Genomic DNA, 16,415 nt, shown 5'->3' on the forward strand with positions numbered 1-16,415 from the left:
GCCGGAGAAGGTGTAATTAGTTAGTCAGCATGAAGAAAAATCGCGCTTTTTTGAAGTGGGCAGGGGGCAAGTATCCCCTGCTTGATGATATTAAACGGCATTTGCCCAAGGGCGAATGTCTGGTTGAGCCTTTTGTAGGTGCCGGGTCGGTGTTTCTCAACACCGACTTTTCTCGTTATATCCTTGCCGATATCAATAGCGACCTGATCAGTCTCTATAACATTGTGAAGATGCGTACTGATGAGTACGTACAGGCCGCACGCGAGCTGTTTGTTCCCGAAACAAATTGCGCCGAGGTTTACTATCAGTTCCGCGAAGAGTTCAACAAAAGCCAGGATCCGTTCCGTCGGGCGGTACTGTTTTTATATTTGAACCGCTACGGTTACAACGGCCTGTGTCGTTACAATCTGCGCGGTGAGTTTAACGTGCCGTTTGGCCGCTACAAAAAACCCTATTTCCCGGAAGCAGAGTTGTATCACTTCGCTGAAAAAGCGCAGAATGCCTTTTTCTATTGTGAGTCTTACGCCGATAGCATGGCGCGCGCAGATGATGCATCCGTCGTCTATTGCGATCCGCCTTATGCACCGCTGTCTGCGACCGCCAACTTTACGGCGTATCACACAAACAGTTTTACGCTTGAACAACAAGCGCATCTGGCGGAGATCGCCGAAGGTCTGGTTGAGCGCCATATTCCAGTGCTGATCTCCAATCACGATACGATGTTAACGCGTGAGTGGTATCAGCGCGCAAAATTGCATGTCGTCAAAGTTCGACGCAGTATAAGCAGCAACGGCGGCACACGTAAAAAGGTGGACGAACTGCTGGCTTTGTACAAACCAGGAGTCGTTTCACCCGCGAAAAAATAATTCTCAAGGAGAAGCGGATGAAACAGTATTTGATTGCCCCCTCAATTCTGTCGGCTGATTTTGCCCGCCTGGGTGAAGATACCGCAAAAGCCCTGGCAGCTGGCGCTGATGTCGTGCATTTTGACGTCATGGATAACCACTATGTTCCCAATCTGACGATTGGGCCAATGGTGCTGAAATCCTTGCGTAACTACGGCATTACCGCCCCTATCGACGTACATCTGATGGTGAAACCCGTCGATCGCATTGTGCCTGATTTCGCTGCCGCTGGTGCCAGCATCATTACCTTTCATCCAGAAGCCTCCGAGCATGTTGACCGCACGCTGCAACTGATTAAAGAAAATGGCTGTAAAGCGGGTCTGGTATTTAACCCGGCGACACCTCTGAGCTATCTGGATTACGTGATGGATAAGCTGGATGTGATCCTGCTGATGTCCGTCAACCCTGGTTTCGGCGGTCAGTCTTTCATTCCTCAAACACTGGATAAACTGCGCGAAGTACGTCGCCGTATCGACGAGTCTGGCTTTGACATTCGTCTGGAAGTGGACGGTGGCGTGAAGGTGAACAACATTGGCGAAATCGCTGCGGCGGGCGCGGATATGTTCGTCGCCGGTTCGGCAATCTTCGACCAGCCAGACTATAAAAAAGTCATTGATGAAATGCGCAGTGAACTGGCAAAGGTAAGTCATGAATAAGTTTGAAGATATTCGCGGCGTCGCTTTTGATCTTGATGGTACGCTGGTCGACAGTGCTCCTGGTCTTGCTGCTGCGGTAGATATGGCGCTGTATGCGCTGGAGTTGCCCGTCGCAGGTGAAGAACGCGTTATTACCTGGATTGGTAACGGCGCAGATGTTCTGATGGAGCGCGCATTGACCTGGGCGCGTCAGGAACGTGCGACTCTGCGTAAAACAATGGGGAAACCGCCCGTTGATGACGACATTCCGGCAGAAGAACAGGTACGTATTCTGCGTAAACTGTTCGATCGCTACTATGGCGAGGTTGCCGAAGAGGGGACGTTTTTGTTCCCGCACGTTGCCGATACGTTGGGCGCGTTGCAGGCTAAAGGCCTGCCGCTAGGCCTGGTCACCAACAAACCGACGCCGTTCGTCGCGCCGCTGCTCGAAGCCTTAGATATTGCCAAATACTTTAGCGTGGTTATCGGCGGCGATGATGTGCAAAACAAAAAACCGCATTCGGACCCGCTGTTACTGGTGGCTGAGCGGATGGGAATTGCCCCACAACAGATGCTGTTTGTCGGCGACTCACGCAATGATATTCAGGCGGCAAAAGCGGCAGGTTGCCCATCAGTTGGCTTAACCTACGGATATAACTACGGCGAGGCTATCGATCTCAGCCAGCCTGATGTAATTTATCAGTCTATAAATGACCTTCTGCCCGCATTAGGGCTTCCGCATAGCGAAAATCAGGAATCGAAAAATGACTAAGCCCATCGTTTTTAGTGGCGCACAGCCCTCAGGTGAATTGACCATTGGTAACTACATGGGTGCGCTGCGTCAGTGGGTAAACATGCAGGATGACTACCATTGCATTTACTGTATCGTTGACCAACACGCGATCACCGTGCGCCAGGATGCACAGAAGCTGCGTAAAGCGACGTTGGATACGCTGGCCTTGTATCTGGCTTGTGGTATCGATCCTGAGAAAAGCACCATTTTTGTTCAGTCCCACGTACCAGAACATGCGCAGTTAGGCTGGGCACTGAACTGCTATACCTACTTCGGCGAACTGAGTCGCATGACGCAGTTTAAAGATAAATCTGCGCGTTATGCCGAGAACATCAACGCTGGTCTGTTTGACTATCCGGTGCTGATGGCTGCGGACATCCTGCTGTATCAAACTAATCTGGTACCGGTGGGTGAAGACCAGAAACAGCACCTGGAACTGAGTCGCGATATCGCCCAGCGTTTCAACGCGCTGTATGGCGAGATCTTTAAGGTGCCGGAGCCGTTTATTCCGAAATCTGGCGCGCGCGTAATGTCGCTGCTGGAGCCGACCAAGAAGATGTCCAAGTCTGACGATAACCGCAATAACGTTATCGGCCTGCTGGAAGATCCGAAATCGGTAGTGAAGAAAATCAAACGCGCGGTCACTGACTCCGACGAGCCGCCGGTAGTTCGCTACGATGTGCAGAACAAAGCGGGCGTTTCCAACCTGCTGGATATCCTTTCTGCGGTAACGGGCCAGAGCATCCCAGAACTGGAAAAACAGTTCGAAGGCAAGATGTATGGTCATCTGAAAGGTGAAGTGGCTGATGCCGTTTCCGGTATGCTGACTGAATTGCAGGAACGCTATCACCGTTTCCGCAACGATGAAGCCTTCCTGCAACAGGTGATGAAAGACGGCGCAGAAAAAGCCAGTGTACACGCTTCCCGTACGCTGAAAGCGGTGTACGAAGCGATTGGTTTTGTGGCGAAGCCGTAATATCAAAACGCTCGGACGGTCCCTTCGCCCCTTTGGGGAGAGGGTTAGGGTGAGGGGAGCAGGCAAGCGCCAGTGGGAATTACCCTTTGCTCGCATTGTCGAATAAATCACTTCGTCATCACTCTGAAACCGGGGAAACCCGGTTTTTTATCCTCTTTTCGCAACAACCCGAAAAAATGTGAAGCGCCTCGCCGTTTCCACATCTCGTCGTTGCCACTTATCTTCATTTTAATGAAGATATAAATATTCATTTTATTGAAAATATATTATGCGTCGAACGTTTATCAAAAAAGAAGGCGTCGTCATCACGACACTGGCCCGTTATTTGTTGGGTGAAAAATGCGGTAATCGACTGAAAACCATAGATGAGCTGGCAACTGAATGCCGTTCATCGGTTGGCCTGACGCAGGCCGCGTTGAAAACGCTGGAATCAAGCGGAGCGATACGGATTGAACGCCGTGGGCGCAATGGCAGTTATCTTGTCGAGATGGATAACAAAGCATTGCTGAGTCATGTGGATATCAACAACGTGGTATGTGCGATGCCTTTGCCCTATACCCGCTTGTACGAAGGTTTAGCGAGCGGATTGAAAGCCCAGTTTGATGGCATTCCTTTTTACTATGCGCATATGCGCGGCGCGGATATTCGCGTGGAGTGTTTACTTAACGGTGTCTATGACATGGCAGTAGTTTCCCGCCTGGCGGCGGAAAGTTATCTCAGCCAAAACAATTTGTGCATCGCCCTCGAGCTTGGCCCGCATACGTATGTTGGTGAACATCAACTGATATGCCGCAAAGGTGAGTCTGGAAATGTTAAGCGAGTAGGTCTCGATAGTCGTTCGGCGGATCAGAAAATCATGACCGATGTCTTTTTTGGCGATAGTGATGTGGAACGAGTCGATCTCTCTTATCACGAGAGTTTACAACGCATTGTTAAAGGCGATGTCGATGCGGTGATCTGGAACGTGGTGGCGGAAAACGAACTGACCATGCTGGGATTAGAGGCGACGCCGCTAACAGACGATCCGCGATTTTTACAGGCCACCGAAGCCGTGGTCCTGACGCGAGTCGATGATTACCCAATGCAACAATTGCTGCGTGCCGTTGTAGATAAACACGCCCTGCTTGCCCATCAACAACGGGTGGTGAGTGGGGAACAGGAACCCAGTTATTAAACGAAAGGCATCTGATATGGAAACCAGACTCAACCTGCTTTGCGAGGCAGGCGTTATTGATAAGGACGTCTGCAAAGGCATGATGCAGGTCGTCAACGTACTGGAAAAAGAGTGCCATCTGCCGGTGCGCAGTGAGCAAGGAACGATGGCGATGACACATATGGCGAGTGCACTGATGCGCAGTCGCCGTGGTGAAGAAATAGAGCCGCTGGATAACGAGTTGCTGGCGGAACTGGCGCAATCCAGCCACTGGCAAGCCGTTGTGCAATTGCATCAGGTGTTGTTGAAGGAATTCGCTCTGGAAGTTAACCCGTGTGAAGAAGGCTATTTGCTGGCCAATCTTTATGGATTATGGATGGCTGCTAACGAAGAGGTTTGAAGCTCCCGACAAATCCACGTCGCACAACCTAAATATTCAAAAAAATGAATATTTAATTCAAGGAACAGAAACGAGGCAACAAGATGTTTGTAGAAGCATTGAAACGCCAGAACCCGGCGCTGATTTCCGCCGCACTAAGTTTGTGGCAGCAGGGCAAAATCGCCCCGGACAGCTGGGTGATCGACGTGGATCAGATACTGGAAAACGGTAAGCGGCTCATTGAGACGGCGCGGCTTTACGGCATTGAACTGTATCTGATGACCAAGCAATTTGGTCGTAATCCGTGGCTGGCGGAAAAATTGCTGGCATTAGGCTACAGCGGCATTGTGGCGGTGGATTACAAAGAGGCGCGAGTCATGCGCCGCGCTGGTTTGCCAGTGGCGCATCAGGGGCATCTGGTACAAATCCCTTGTCATCAGGTTGCTGACGCCGTTGAACAGGGCACCGACATCATCACCGTGTTTACTCTCGACAAAGCGCGGGAAGTTTCTGCGGCAGCGGTTAAGGCCGGACGGGTCCAGCCTGTGCTGCTCAAAGTTTATAGCGACGATGATTTTCTTTATCCGGGGCAGGAGAGCGGTTTTGTACAGCATTCGCTGCACGAGGTGATTGCTGAAATTAAGAAACTGCCGGGGCTGCATTTAGCCGGACTAACCCATTTCCCTTGCCTGCTTTGGGATGAGGCTGCCGAGAAAGTTTTGCCAACACCGAATCTTCACACGCTGGTACAAGCACGGGATCAACTGGCGAAATCTGGTATTGCGATTGAGCAACTGAACGTACCTTCAGCGACCAGCTGCACTTCGCTGCCATTGCTGGCGGAATACGGTGCGACTCATGCCGAACCCGGTCATGCGCTGACCGGTACTATTCCGGCAAACCAGCAGGGCGATCAGCCTGAACGTATCGCGATGCTCTGGTTAAGTGAAATCTCCCATCATTTCCGTGGCGACAGCTACTGCTACGGCGGCGGTTACTACCGTCGTGGTCATGCGCAACATGCGCTGGTGTTTACGCCAGAAAATCAAAAGATTACTGAAACCAATCTCAAAACTGTGGATGACAGCAGTATCGACAACACCCTGCCGCTGGCAGGCGAGTATCCGGTGAGCAGTGCAGTGGTGCTCTGTTTTCGCACGCAGATTTTTGTCACCCGTAGCGATGTGGTGCTGGTGTCCGGTATTCAGCGCGGCGAACCAGAAATAGTTGGTCGTTATGACAGCCTCGGCAACCCTCTGGAGGCATAAATGGCGCGATTTGTGGTGTTAGTGATTGATAGCTTTGGCGTAGGGGCAATGAAAGATGTCACGCTGGTGCGCCCGCAAGATGCCGGGGCGAATACCTGTGGTCACATCCTGAGCCAGTTGCCGCATTTGCAGCTACCAACGCTGGAGAAGCTGGGGCTAATCAACACATTGGGTTATGCGCCAGGCGATATGCAGCCGTCAGATTCCGCAACCTGGGGCGTGGCAGAGCTGCAACATGAAGGTGGCGATACCTTTATGGGGCATCAGGAAATTTTAGGCACGCGCCCGTTACCGCCGCTGCGGATGCCTTTTCGCGATGTGATTGACCGTGTTGAGCAGGCATTAGTTTCCGCTGGCTGGCAGGTGGAGCGCCGTGGCGATGATCTGCAATTTCTGTGGGTCAATCAGGCGGTTGCGATTGGCGATAATCTCGAGGCGGATTTAGGCCAAGTCTATAACATTACCGCCAATCTCTCTGTGATCTCTTTTGACGACGCAATCAAAATTGGTCGTATCGTGCGTGACCAGGTACAGGTCGGTCGGGTCATTACATTTGGCGGCCTGTTAACCAACAGTCAGCGTATTCTCGATGCCGCAGAAAGCAAAGAAGGGCGCTTTATTGGTATTAATGCGCCGCGTTCTGGCGCTTATGACAACGGCTTCCAGGTCGTGCATATGGGCTACGGTGTTGATGAAAAAGTGCAGGTGCCGCAAAAACTGTATGAAGCGGGCGTGCCAACCGTGCTGGTGGGTAAGGTGGCAGATATCGTCAGCAATCCTTATGGTGTGAGCTGGCAAAACCTGGTGGATAGCCAGCGGATTATGGATATCACCCTCGACGAATTTAACACCCATCCGACGGCGTTTATTTGCATCAATATCCAGGAAACCGACCTCGCTGGTCATGCAGAAGACGTCGCACGTTATGCCGAACGTTTGCAGGTCGTTGACCGTAACCTTGCCCGGCTTGTTGAGGCGATGCAGCCAGATGATTGCCTGGTCGTGATGGCGGATCACGGTAACGATCCGACCATTGGTCACAGCCACCATACCCGTGAAGTGGTGCCAGTGCTGGTTTATCAGCAAGGGCTGGTCGCCACGCAGCTCGGTGTGCGCACCACGCTTTCTGATGTGGGAGCTACCGTGTGTGAATTTTTCCGTGCGCCACCGCCACAAAATGGTCGCTCTTTTCTTTCCTCCCTCCGGTTTGCAGGAGACACCCTATGAGTTTTGATCCGACGGGTTACACCCTGGCCCATGAGCATCTGCATATTGATCTCTCCGGCTTTAAAAACAACGTGGACTGCCGCCTTGATCAGTATGCGTTCATTTGCCAGGAGATGAACGACCTGATGACCCGGGGTGTACGTAATGTGATTGAGATGACCAACCGTTACATGGGGCGCAATGCGCAATTTATGCTCGATGTAATGCGCGAAACCGGGATCAACGTGGTGGCCTGTACTGGTTATTACCAGGATGCGTTTTTCCCGGAACATGTGGTGACCCGCAGCGTGCAGGAACTGGCGCAGGAGATGGTCGATGAAATTGAACAGGATATCGATGGCACGGAGCTGAAAGCCGGGATCATCGCGGAGATCGGCTCCAGCGAAGGAAAGATTACGCCGCTGGAAGAGAAGGTATTTATTGCCGCTGCGCTGGCGCATAACCAGACCGGACGCCCGATCTCCACGCATACGTCGTTCAGCACCATGGGGCTGGAACAACTGGCTCTGTTGCAAGCCCACGGAGTTGATCTTTCGCGCGTCACCGTTGGTCACTGCGATCTGAAAGACAACCTCGACAACATTTTGAAGATGATCGATCTCGGCGCGTACGTGCAGTTCGACACCATTGGTAAGAACAGTTACTACCCGGACGAAAAGCGCATTGCGATGCTCCACGCGCTACGTGACCGTGGGTTGCTGAACCGCGTCATGCTGTCGATGGATATTACGCGCCGCTCCCATTTAAAAGCCAATGGTGGTTATGGCTATGACTATTTATTGACCACCTTTATTCCGCAATTGCGCCAGTCAGGATTCAGTCAGGCCGATGTGGATGTGATGTTACGTGAAAATCCCTCTCAATTTTTCCAATAAGGACAGACTCATGAAAAAGATTGGCGTTGCAGGCTTACAGCGTGAGCAGATTAAAAAAACCATTGAAGCGACGGCTCCTGGCTGTTTTGAAGTTTTCATTCACAACGACATGGAAGCGGCAATGAAGGTGAAATCCGGGCAACTAGATTATTACATTGGCGCGTGTAATACCGGTGCGGGCGCGGCATTGTCGATTGCCATCGCGGTGATTGGCTATAACAAAAGTTGCACCATTGCCAAACCAGGCATTAAAGCGAAAGACGAGCATATCGCCAAAATGATCGCTGAAGGGAAAGTGGCGTTTGGCCTTTCCGTTGAGCACGTCGAACACGCGATTCCGATGTTGATTAACCATCTGAAATAAAAGGCACGACTATGGATCTGTATATTCAGATTATCGTGGTGGCGTGCCTGACGGGTATGACATCGCTTCTGGCGCATCGCTCGGCGGCTGTTTTTCATGACGGCATCCACCCGATCCTGCCGCAACTGATTGAAGGCTATATGAACCGTCGCGAGGCGGGGAGTATCGCTTTTGGTCTGAGCATTGGTTTTGTGGCCTCGGTGGGGATCTCTTTTACCCTGAAAACCGGGCTGCTCAACGCATGGTTACTCTTTCTTCCTACCGATATCCTCGGCGTACTGGCGATAAACAGCCTGATGGCGTTTGGTCTTGGCGCTATCTGGGGCGTGTTGATCCTTACTTGCCTGTTGCCAGTTAACCAGCTGCTGACCGCGCTGCCGGTGGATGTATTAGGTAGCCTCGGGGAATTAAGCTCGCCGGTGGTTTCTGCTTTTGCACTGTTCCCGCTGGTGGCGATTTTCTACCAGTTTGGCTGGAAGCAAAGTCTGGTCGCCGCCGTGGTTGTTCTGATGACCCGTGTGGTAGTCGTGCGCTATTTCCCACATCTTAACCCTGAATCCATCGAAATCTTTATTGGCATGGTGATGCTGCTGGGGATCGCGATAACTCACGACCTGCGTCATCGTGATGAAAATGACATCGATGCCAGCGGGCTTTCGGTGTTTGAAGAGCGCACGTCGCGGATTATCAAAAAATTACCTTATATCGCCATCGTGGGAGCATTGATTGCCGCCGTTGCCAGTATGAAGATTTTTGCTGGTAGCGAAGTTTCGATCTTCACACTGGAGAAAGCGTATTCCGCAGGCGTGACGCCGGAACAATCGCAAACGCTGATTAATCAGGCGGCTCTGGCAGAATTTATGCGCGGACTGGGGTTTGTGCCGTTGATTGCCACCACCGCCTTAGCAACGGGTGTGTATGCAGTTGCGGGCTTTACCTTTGTTTATGCGGTGGGCTATCTCTCGCCGAATCCGATGGTTGCAGCGGTATTAGGCGCAGTGGTTATTTCGGCGGAAGTCTTGCTGCTTCGTTCGATCGGCAAATGGCTGGGACGCTACCCGTCGGTGCGTAATGCGTCGGATAACATCCGTAACGCCATGAATATGCTGATGGAAGTGGCGCTGCTGGTCGGTTCGATTTTCGCAGCAATTAAGATGGCGGGTTATACCGGATTCTCTATCGCGGTTGCCATTTACTTCCTCAACGAATCCCTGGGCCGTCCGGTACAGAAAATGGCGGCACCGGTCGTGGCAGTAATGATCACCGGTATTCTGCTGAATGTTCTTTACTGGCTTGGCCTGTTCGTTCCGGCTTAAGGAAGGCACCTATGAAGACGTTTCCTTTGCAAAGCCTGACTCTTGCTGAAGCGCAGCAAAAGCAGTTTGCGCTGGTGGACACTATTTGCCGCCATTTTCCAGGCAGCGAGTTTCTTGCTGGCGGTGATTTAGGGTTAACTCCAGGTCTGAATCAACCGCGTATTACCCAATGGGTGGAGCAGGTGCTGGCTGATGCATTTCACGCACAGGCCGCGGCGCTGGTGCAGGGCGCGGGGACTGGCGCGATTCGCGCCGGGCTGGCGGCTTTGCTCAAACCGGGGCAGCGTCTTCTGGTGCATGACGCGCCTGTTTACCCGACGACACGGGTTATTATTGAGCAGATGGGGCTGACGCTTATTACTGCTGATTTCAATGATCTGTCGGCACTGAAGCAGGTCGTCGACGAGCAACAACCTGATGCCGCGCTGGTGCAGCATACGCGCCAGCAGCCGCAGGACAGCTATGTGCTGGCAGATGTGCTGGCAACGTTGCGCGCGGCAGGTGTTCCAGCGTTAACCGATGATAACTATGCGGTGATGAAGGTAGCGCGAATCGGCTGTGAATGCGGCGCGAATGTCTCGACATTCTCCTGCTTCAAGCTGTTTGGGCCGGAGGGCGTTGGTGCAGTGGTTGGCGATGCCGATGTTATTAGTCGGATTCGCGCCACGCTTTACTCCGGCGGTAGCCAGATCCAGGGCTAACAGGCGCTGGAAGTCTTGCGTGGTCTGGTGTTCGCGCCAGTGATGCATGCGGTGCAGGCGGGAGTATCCGAACGGTTGCTGGCTTTGCTTAACGGCGGCGCGGTGGCGGAAGTGAAAAGCGCCGTCATTGCCAATGCGCAGTCGAAGGTGTTGATTGTCGAGTTTCATCAGCTGATTGCCGCCAGGGTGCTGGAAGAAGCGCAAAAGCGTGGCGCGTTGCCTTACCCGGTCGGTGCAGAGTCGAAATATGAAATCCCGCCGCTCTTCTATCGACTTTCAGGAACGTTTCGCCAGGCGAATCCACAACTCGAACATTGTGCGATTCGCATTAACCCGAATCGCAGCGGTGAAGAGACGGTGCTGCGGATTTTGCGTGAGAGTATTGCGAGTATTTAATGCTGGATAGCACCGTTCGGCAATCAAGCTAAATTCCGCACTGAACGGTCCCCTCGCCCCTTTGGGGAGAGGGTTAGGGTGAGGGGAACGTGCGGGATGTAAAATTCAGTGCGCCAGCATCGCCGGATGCGATGCTGGCGCATCTTATCCGGCCTACGGTTAATGTCTTTTATTATCAATCGTTAAGGTGATGCGATTGGCGCGGCAGAAGAGTTCGGAGACGTGCACCGGTTTGTCATTCTGATCAAAGGCGATTTTGCTGATGCGAAACAACGGTTCGCCCAGTTCGCATTTCAGCCATTTTGCCTGCGGGCGGGTGGCGGCAAAGATATCGATGGTCTTTTTGTCGCTGACCACTCGCGTGTCAAAACGCTCCTGAAATAACTGATAGGTGGAGCTTCCTTCGACGTAAATCTCATCAAAGTCAGGATAACGCGACAGCGGGATCCATGAACTATCAATAAACAGCGGCTCTTTATCGAGATACATCACCCGGCAGAGATGGAACACTTCGCTGTTTCCGGGGATGTTCAGCTTTTCGCAAAACGGCGCGGCGCTGACCCGTTCCTGTTCGATCACTTTCTCTTTCGTCGCCTTGCCTTGTGAGACGCCAAAATCGGTAAAACCACTGACAGTAAGCAGGGCGTTTTCAACTTTCTGGCTTTGTACAAAGGTGCCTTTTCCCTGCCAGCGGATCAGTACGCCGTCTGCCACTAAGTCGCTGATGGCTTTGCGAATGGTAATGCGGCTGACGTTATATTGTGTACAAAGCTCGTTTTCGGTAGGGATCTGTTGCCCGGCCTGGTAAACCCCCTGCGCGATATCATCCAGCAGCCGCTGGCGGACGGTAGCGTAGAGGAGTTGATGAGAGTAGCGGTCCGTAGCTGACATAATCGACCCTGAAATAAAGAATGAATTACTCGGATTATAGGGTCGTTTTCCGGCAAGTAACAGCACGTTGGCGTGAAGATGCTCACGCCAACGTTATACCTACCAGGCACCGTGGTACTGAATGGTTTTCGCCGCGCACGCCGTTCCCTGCGCCATTGCCTGCGGTAATGTCATCCCCGCAGACCAGCCGCAAAGGAATCCGGCAATGAACGAATCTCCGGCACCCATGGTGTTGATAACCGTCACCGGTTCAGGAGCCTGACGCCAGAACTGCGCGCTATCCCAGGCAATGCTGCCGTTTTCACCCAGCGTGACAATCACTGTTCCTGCGCCACGGGCAACAATCGCTTTCATCTTCAGACGCAGCGCTTCGTCTTCTTGCGGTGCGGAGGCAAAGGCAAAATCGAGATGCGGCACCAGTGTCTGCCAGAGCGGGCTGTCCCACTTGTCGGAGAAGTCGAAAGCGGTAAGTTTGCCCGCAGCGTGCAGCTGTGGGAATGCGTCTTCCGCATGTCCCCAGATTGCCGCGTGCACAATGTCATACTGCGCCAGCCAGGCGTAATCCTCTTCACTCAGGGCAAAGTCGGCCATCACGCCTTCGGTGTAGTCGCCAAAAACGCGATCATTGTCGTGCAGTTCCACCTGAGTTTGTGCGGTAACGCCGTGTTTCGTATGGACATGGCTGATATCGACGCCCATGCGGGCGAGATCCTGCTTCAGCTTTGTGCCGTAGTCATCGTCACCCACCCAGGTAATACATCCCGGCTGTATGCCGTAGCGAGTGCAGTACACCGCCACATTGACCGCATTACCGCCAGAAAACGCTTTATTCAGTTGCGGGTAGATATCGACGCAGTTATCGCCGATTGTCGCCAGGGTTTTCATCTCTCATCCTCCGGCAGCAGCGCGCGAAAGCGTTCCAGCGCCTGGCGGGCATAGAGTCTGGGCTCGTTCATATACATCGTCACCAGCTCCACCGTACAGTAACCCTCATAGCCCCGATCAATAATATCGCGCATCAGTTCCCGCAGCGGCATTTTGCCTTCTCCAGGAATGTAATGCGTGTCGCTGGCCCCGTCGCTGTCGACAATATGCAGATGACGTAATTTATCGCCCAGTTTGTCGAAATAACTCATCACCGGTTCCGCCAGGACATACGGCGCGCAAATGTCGACCATGCTGAACAGGCGCGGCGAAGGCACCAGCGCCAGCGCATGAAGCACATCATTAGCATTACACACGACGTTCGATTCATACGGCGTTAACGGTTCGAGGATCAGATCCATGCCGATGTTTTCCGCGTACTCACACAGTTCGCTTAAGTTCTCTGCCAGCCGCCCCCAGATAACGTTAGGCGGCGTGAGATAGCCCGCGTTCATCTCTTTTGCCATATCTATCGCCAGCTTGATCATGTCCAGGCTTTCACGACGCATATGTTCATCGCCCAGCATCATGTTATACGGATAGCCGTTGGTTTCTGGCGTGTAACCGATAATCGGCATCTGATACGTCTGCGCCAGCGCCTTGATTTGTTTGATGCCGCCCGCTTTTAAGTCCGGCGCGAACGCGTGCGGGCGACCGCCCCAAATTTCGATGCCGTCGTAACCCAGCTCGCTTGCATCACGAAATGCGTGTTCAATAGGCAGCCGCTGGTGGCCGCAGGTAAACATACCTGTTTTCATCGGGTAACTCCTTGCGTAAATCCGGCCCGTTGCCGGGCCGGGAGAGGGATTAATATTCCACCAGACCACCGTAATAGCGGCGTTCATCCGGGTTGTGATCTTTGTAAATAGACAGGTAGTAGCAGAGCCACTCCATTGGCACGAACATCAGGAACGGTGCCAGCCACGGGTGCAGCCCTTGCGAAATTTCGGCGTAATCGATGACGATCACGTTGTCAGTACGCTGTTTAACAAAGTTAATGGCGCGTTCGGTGGTGTGGCGACTTTCATCATTGCCGAGCAGGAACAGGAACGGAACGCCCGGTTCGACAATCTCCAGCGGGCCATGGCGGAACTCTCCGCTCTCAATCACGCAGCCGTGCGTCCAGGTAAATTCCATCAGCGTTACAATGCCTTCTTTGTAACCCAGCGGACGCAGCGGACCCGCAGCAACGGTATAAATCATCGGCCACTGGCTGGCCAGTTCACCAAGCTGGCGGCCTTTTTCTTCCCAGGTGCGTACCAGATGACCGAGCGCATTCGGCAACTGCTTGAGATCGTTTTTGATCTTGCCGATTTCCGCGTTCGGCGCGAGGCGGGTGATCATCTCCAGCACCACGCTGTAGCAGAGCAGCAGGTGAATTTCCCAGATACAGTCGGCCTGATAATCAATGCTAAATTCCGCCGCCGAGGTAATCGGGCTGTCCGCGCGTTTGGTGAACGCCGCAGTGAGTGCGCCGCAGGCCCGGCCCAGCTCCAGCGCTTTGATTACCTCTTCCGTTTTACCGTAGTCAGAAACGCCAATCACCGCGCAACGATCGTCGAGGCGATACGGGGTGTTATCGCAGAACTCCCAGCCGGAAATGGCGTAGACCTGAAGATCGGAAAAGCGATCCGCCAGATGTTTCGCCGTTTGCGCCGCGTTGAGTGGCGAGCCGCAGGCAACGAAATAAATACGATCAATGTCGCGCTTCACCATCTCTTCCACGATGGCGTGCACCAGCGGAACGTCATGGCTGAGAACTTTTTCCACTTCCTGAACCATATTTTCGGTGACCAGAAAGTCCACGGTGCTTTTATCAATATCCAACATTTTATTTTCTTCAGATAACATTACGACAAAGCGTTGAGCTGGCGGCTACGCTTCGCCCAGAAGGCGTAAGCAGGCAGACCAGTAGCAATAACGATGACGGCGCAGATAAGGCCGGGAATCGGTGCCCAGACAAAGGTTGAGGCGACCAGAATGAGGCTTGACGCAATGGCGAGGGTGGTCATCAGCCCGAAAGCCGGAGTACGCCACAGCGGTTTGTAATCGTCGCGTTTACGACACCAGATGATGGAGCCGAAGGTGAGGGTATTTTTGAAACACATCACCAGGGTGAAATAACCCAGCAGGCTGGTGAGATCGGAAACGAAGATGAAGAAGATCCCCAGCGCCCCTTGCAGGATGATGGAGACATCCGGCGTGTTGTATTTCGGATGCACATGGCCGAAGCATTTAAAGAACAGGTTGTCTTTCGCCATCGCGTATTCCAGCCGCGGCTGGTACATCACGCAGCTGGAAAGCGAACCAAGAATGACGATCATCGCCGTGATGGCAGCAAAGATCCCAGCGGTGCTGCCGAGTGCGGGGATCTAGGTCAGGGCGTCGGAAATCGGCGTTTCAGAATTGGCGAGTTTGTCGAAGGGCATCAGGCCGGAAATCACCAGCGCCAGCAGGGTGTAGAGCACTAGAACCAGCAGACAGGAACCAATCAGCGCTCGTGGCATGGTTTTTCCGGGGTTTTTAATTTCGCCGGTCATATAACAGATAGAGGCCATGCCGGTATACGACCAACTGGTGGCAGAGATCCCCGCCAGCAGCGCCATAAAGCTGCCCGTTGCGCCAATCGCAGTGGTGGTAAGGGCGGCAAAATTCTCCGCTTTAAACCAGAAGATCCCAAGGCCAATGACGATAGTGAACGGGATAATTTTGGCGATGGTAATTAGCGTCTGAAACGCTGCGCCGCCTTCAACGGAGCGCAGGTGTAGCAACATAAAGGCGATAATTAATCCGGCGGCGATAAATTTACCGAGCAACGGATCGATAGGCGTTAAAAAGCCAAGATTGCTGACAATCGCCAGCGCCATAATCGACAATGACGGCGCATCGTTGGCCCAGAAGCTGGCCCAGCCGGAGAGGAAAGCCAGCGGTCGGCTTCCGGCATTTTTCAGATAAACATAATCTGCGCCATTTTCCGGATAAGCGGTGGATAGTTCCGCATAGACGCACATTTGCGGGATCACAATTAACCCGCCAATGACAAACGCGAGCACCGTAAGCCACGGCGTGCCCGCTGCTTTTGCCACTTCACCCACAGATACAAAAATACCGGAGCCGACGGTTGTCCCGACGGCGATTGCAAGAACGGCCCAAAATCCGAGCTTGCGTTGGAGTTCCTAGCTTCCCATAGCGATACCTTTTTCTTGTCCAATACGTTGTAGGGGAGAGTTTGCAGTCATTTAAAAGGTAACATGACAATGCATGATGAATATCACAACATATGATGTTATGTAGTGTGGAGGAAGATCACAAAATTTCGCACAGGATCGCGCTGTGGCTAATGGATGTAGTTATCAAATTGAATTTAAAGTGAAAATATTTTTACGGGCGGGGGCAAGAAGGACATAGAAACAAATACGCCCTCGGAAAATCCAGAGGGCGTCGGGCAATTAAACCGGTGTTAGCCGATTTCTGTCAGAGACTTACTGTGCAGTAGGACCGCAACCGCCAATGATTTTAGAAATAGAAATTGCCGGGTGCAGCAGGTAGTCGTAAGAGCAGTTCTTATCACGGTTTTCAATATGACCAGTACATGCAGTTAACGTAGCCAGT

16 protein-coding genes and 2 pseudogenes are annotated in these 16,415 nt (G+C 52.7%); 12 read left to right on the top strand and 6 right to left on the bottom strand.

Annotated features, from left to right (window positions below; genetic code table 11):
- Positions 1-29 precede the first annotated feature (29 nt).
- From dam to ACUU1M_RS07140, 12 genes and pseudogenes are all read left to right on the top strand, one after another.
- On the top strand, positions 30-866 hold the full coding sequence (gene dam / locus ACUU1M_RS07085) for an adenine-specific DNA-methyltransferase (protein WP_000742143.1): 837 nt from the start codon (positions 30-32) through the stop codon (positions 864-866).
- A 17-nt stretch (positions 867-883) separates the two neighbouring features.
- Positions 884-1,561: a ribulose-phosphate 3-epimerase gene (gene rpe / locus ACUU1M_RS07090; protein ID WP_000816280.1), complete on the top strand. Its 678-nt coding sequence runs from the start codon at positions 884-886 to the stop codon at positions 1,559-1,561.
- Positions 1,554-2,312 carry a phosphoglycolate phosphatase gene (gene gph, locus ACUU1M_RS07095; RefSeq protein ID WP_001031721.1) on the top strand — a complete coding sequence of 253 codons (759 nt, stop codon included), beginning with the start codon at positions 1,554-1,556 and terminating at the stop codon, positions 2,310-2,312. The genes rpe and gph overlap by 8 nt, the downstream gene beginning before the upstream one ends.
- Positions 2,305-3,309 carry a tryptophan--tRNA ligase gene (gene trpS, locus ACUU1M_RS07100; protein WP_000165553.1) on the top strand — a complete coding sequence of 335 codons (1,005 nt, stop codon included), beginning with the start codon at positions 2,305-2,307 and terminating at the stop codon, positions 3,307-3,309. Before gph ends, trpS begins: the two co-directional genes overlap by 8 nt.
- Positions 3,310-3,577: 268 nt before the next feature.
- Positions 3,578-4,483 carry a GntR family transcriptional regulator YhfZ gene (yhfZ, locus tag ACUU1M_RS07105; protein ID WP_001254807.1) on the top strand — a complete coding sequence of 302 codons (906 nt, stop codon included), beginning with the start codon at positions 3,578-3,580 and terminating at the stop codon, positions 4,481-4,483.
- Between the two features lie 16 nt (positions 4,484-4,499).
- Entirely contained in the window at positions 4,500-4,862 is a 363-nt protein-coding gene (locus ACUU1M_RS07110) for a PRD domain-containing protein (RefSeq protein WP_005077949.1), read from the top strand.
- Between the two features lie 83 nt (positions 4,863-4,945).
- Positions 4,946-6,109: a YhfX family PLP-dependent enzyme gene (locus ACUU1M_RS07115; protein WP_000497331.1), complete on the top strand. Its 1,164-nt coding sequence runs from the start codon at positions 4,946-4,948 to the stop codon at positions 6,107-6,109.
- Positions 6,110-7,336, top strand: coding sequence for a phosphopentomutase (locus tag ACUU1M_RS07120; RefSeq protein ID WP_000090633.1), 1,227 nt, complete (start codon positions 6,110-6,112; stop codon positions 7,334-7,336).
- Positions 7,333-8,211 (top strand): phosphotriesterase-related protein, encoded by an 879-nt coding sequence (locus ACUU1M_RS07125; RefSeq protein ID WP_000007014.1) that lies wholly within the window; start codon positions 7,333-7,335, stop codon positions 8,209-8,211. The genes ACUU1M_RS07120 and ACUU1M_RS07125 overlap by 4 nt, the downstream gene beginning before the upstream one ends.
- 10 nt (positions 8,212-8,221) lie before the next feature.
- The gene (locus tag ACUU1M_RS07130; RefSeq protein ID WP_000719728.1) at positions 8,222-8,575 is read left to right on the top strand and encodes a DUF2620 domain-containing protein; all 354 of its coding nucleotides are present in this window, start codon (positions 8,222-8,224) and stop codon (positions 8,573-8,575) included.
- An 11-nt stretch (positions 8,576-8,586) separates the two neighbouring features.
- Entirely contained in the window at positions 8,587-9,891 is a 1,305-nt protein-coding gene (locus ACUU1M_RS07135; protein ID WP_000366831.1) for a YhfT family protein, read from the top strand.
- Positions 9,892-9,902: 11 nt separating this feature from the next.
- Positions 9,903-10,988 (top strand): annotated as a pseudogene (locus tag ACUU1M_RS07140) (aminotransferase class I/II-fold pyridoxal phosphate-dependent enzyme).
- 159 nt (positions 10,989-11,147) lie between these two features.
- Here ACUU1M_RS07140 and frlR read toward each other — a convergent pair.
- The 6 genes and pseudogenes from frlR to ACUU1M_RS07170 all read right to left on the bottom strand — a co-directional run bounded on the left by frlR (position 11,148) and on the right by ACUU1M_RS07170 (position 16,414).
- Positions 11,148-11,879: a DNA-binding transcriptional regulator FrlR gene (gene frlR, locus ACUU1M_RS07145; protein WP_001276847.1), complete on the bottom strand. Its 732-nt coding sequence runs from the start codon at positions 11,877-11,879 to the stop codon at positions 11,148-11,150.
- 99 nt (positions 11,880-11,978) lie between these two features.
- Entirely contained in the window at positions 11,979-12,764 is a 786-nt protein-coding gene (frlD, locus tag ACUU1M_RS07150; protein WP_000853347.1) for a fructoselysine 6-kinase, read from the bottom strand.
- Positions 12,761-13,561 (bottom strand): fructoselysine 3-epimerase, encoded by an 801-nt coding sequence (gene frlC, locus ACUU1M_RS07155; protein ID WP_000847819.1) that lies wholly within the window; start codon positions 13,559-13,561, stop codon positions 12,761-12,763. Before frlC ends, frlD begins: the two co-directional genes overlap by 4 nt.
- A gap of 49 nt (positions 13,562-13,610) precedes the next feature.
- The gene (gene frlB / locus ACUU1M_RS07160; RefSeq protein WP_001295163.1) at positions 13,611-14,633 is read right to left on the bottom strand and encodes a fructoselysine 6-phosphate deglycase; all 1,023 of its coding nucleotides are present in this window, start codon (positions 14,631-14,633) and stop codon (positions 13,611-13,613) included.
- Positions 14,634-14,653: 20 nt separating this feature from the next.
- A pseudogene (frlA, locus tag ACUU1M_RS07165) lies at positions 14,654-15,979 on the bottom strand (fructoselysine/psicoselysine transporter); the annotation flags it as partial.
- A gap of 306 nt (positions 15,980-16,285) precedes the next feature.
- Positions 16,286-16,414, bottom strand: a complete 129-nt coding sequence (locus tag ACUU1M_RS07170; RefSeq protein WP_086660282.1) for a DUF4223 family protein — start codon at positions 16,412-16,414, stop codon at positions 16,286-16,288.
- Between the last annotated feature and the right edge of the window lies 1 nt (position 16,415).

It is taken from the genome of Shigella sp. SIG6, from assembly GCF_053555815.1.

Excerpts from the sequence above, each read along its gene's own strand:
- frlD (WP_000853347.1), bottom strand. The coding sequence starts at position 12,764 with ATGAAAACCCTGGCGACAATCGGCGATAACTGCGTCGATATCTACCCG.
- frlC (WP_000847819.1), bottom strand. The coding sequence starts at position 13,561 with ATGAAAACAGGTATGTTTACCTGCGGCCACCAGCGGCTGCCTATTGAA.
- ACUU1M_RS07135 (WP_000366831.1), top strand. The coding sequence starts at position 8,587 with ATGGATCTGTATATTCAGATTATCGTGGTGGCGTGCCTGACGGGTATG.
- ACUU1M_RS07120 (WP_000090633.1), top strand. The coding sequence starts at position 6,110 with ATGGCGCGATTTGTGGTGTTAGTGATTGATAGCTTTGGCGTAGGGGCA.
- ACUU1M_RS07130 (WP_000719728.1), top strand. The coding sequence starts at position 8,222 with ATGAAAAAGATTGGCGTTGCAGGCTTACAGCGTGAGCAGATTAAAAAA.
- ACUU1M_RS07125 (WP_000007014.1), top strand. The coding sequence starts at position 7,333 with ATGAGTTTTGATCCGACGGGTTACACCCTGGCCCATGAGCATCTGCAT.
- frlB (WP_001295163.1), bottom strand. The coding sequence starts at position 14,633 with ATGTTGGATATTGATAAAAGCACCGTGGACTTTCTGGTCACCGAAAAT.
- yhfZ (WP_001254807.1), top strand. The coding sequence starts at position 3,578 with ATGCGTCGAACGTTTATCAAAAAAGAAGGCGTCGTCATCACGACACTG.
- frlR (WP_001276847.1), bottom strand. The coding sequence starts at position 11,879 with ATGTCAGCTACGGACCGCTACTCTCATCAACTCCTCTACGCTACCGTC.
- dam (WP_000742143.1), top strand. The coding sequence starts at position 30 with ATGAAGAAAAATCGCGCTTTTTTGAAGTGGGCAGGGGGCAAGTATCCC.
- ACUU1M_RS07115 (WP_000497331.1), top strand. The coding sequence starts at position 4,946 with ATGTTTGTAGAAGCATTGAAACGCCAGAACCCGGCGCTGATTTCCGCC.
- gph (WP_001031721.1), top strand. The coding sequence starts at position 1,554 with ATGAATAAGTTTGAAGATATTCGCGGCGTCGCTTTTGATCTTGATGGT.
- ACUU1M_RS07110 (WP_005077949.1), top strand. The coding sequence starts at position 4,500 with ATGGAAACCAGACTCAACCTGCTTTGCGAGGCAGGCGTTATTGATAAG.
- rpe (WP_000816280.1), top strand. The coding sequence starts at position 884 with ATGAAACAGTATTTGATTGCCCCCTCAATTCTGTCGGCTGATTTTGCC.
- trpS (WP_000165553.1), top strand. The coding sequence starts at position 2,305 with ATGACTAAGCCCATCGTTTTTAGTGGCGCACAGCCCTCAGGTGAATTG.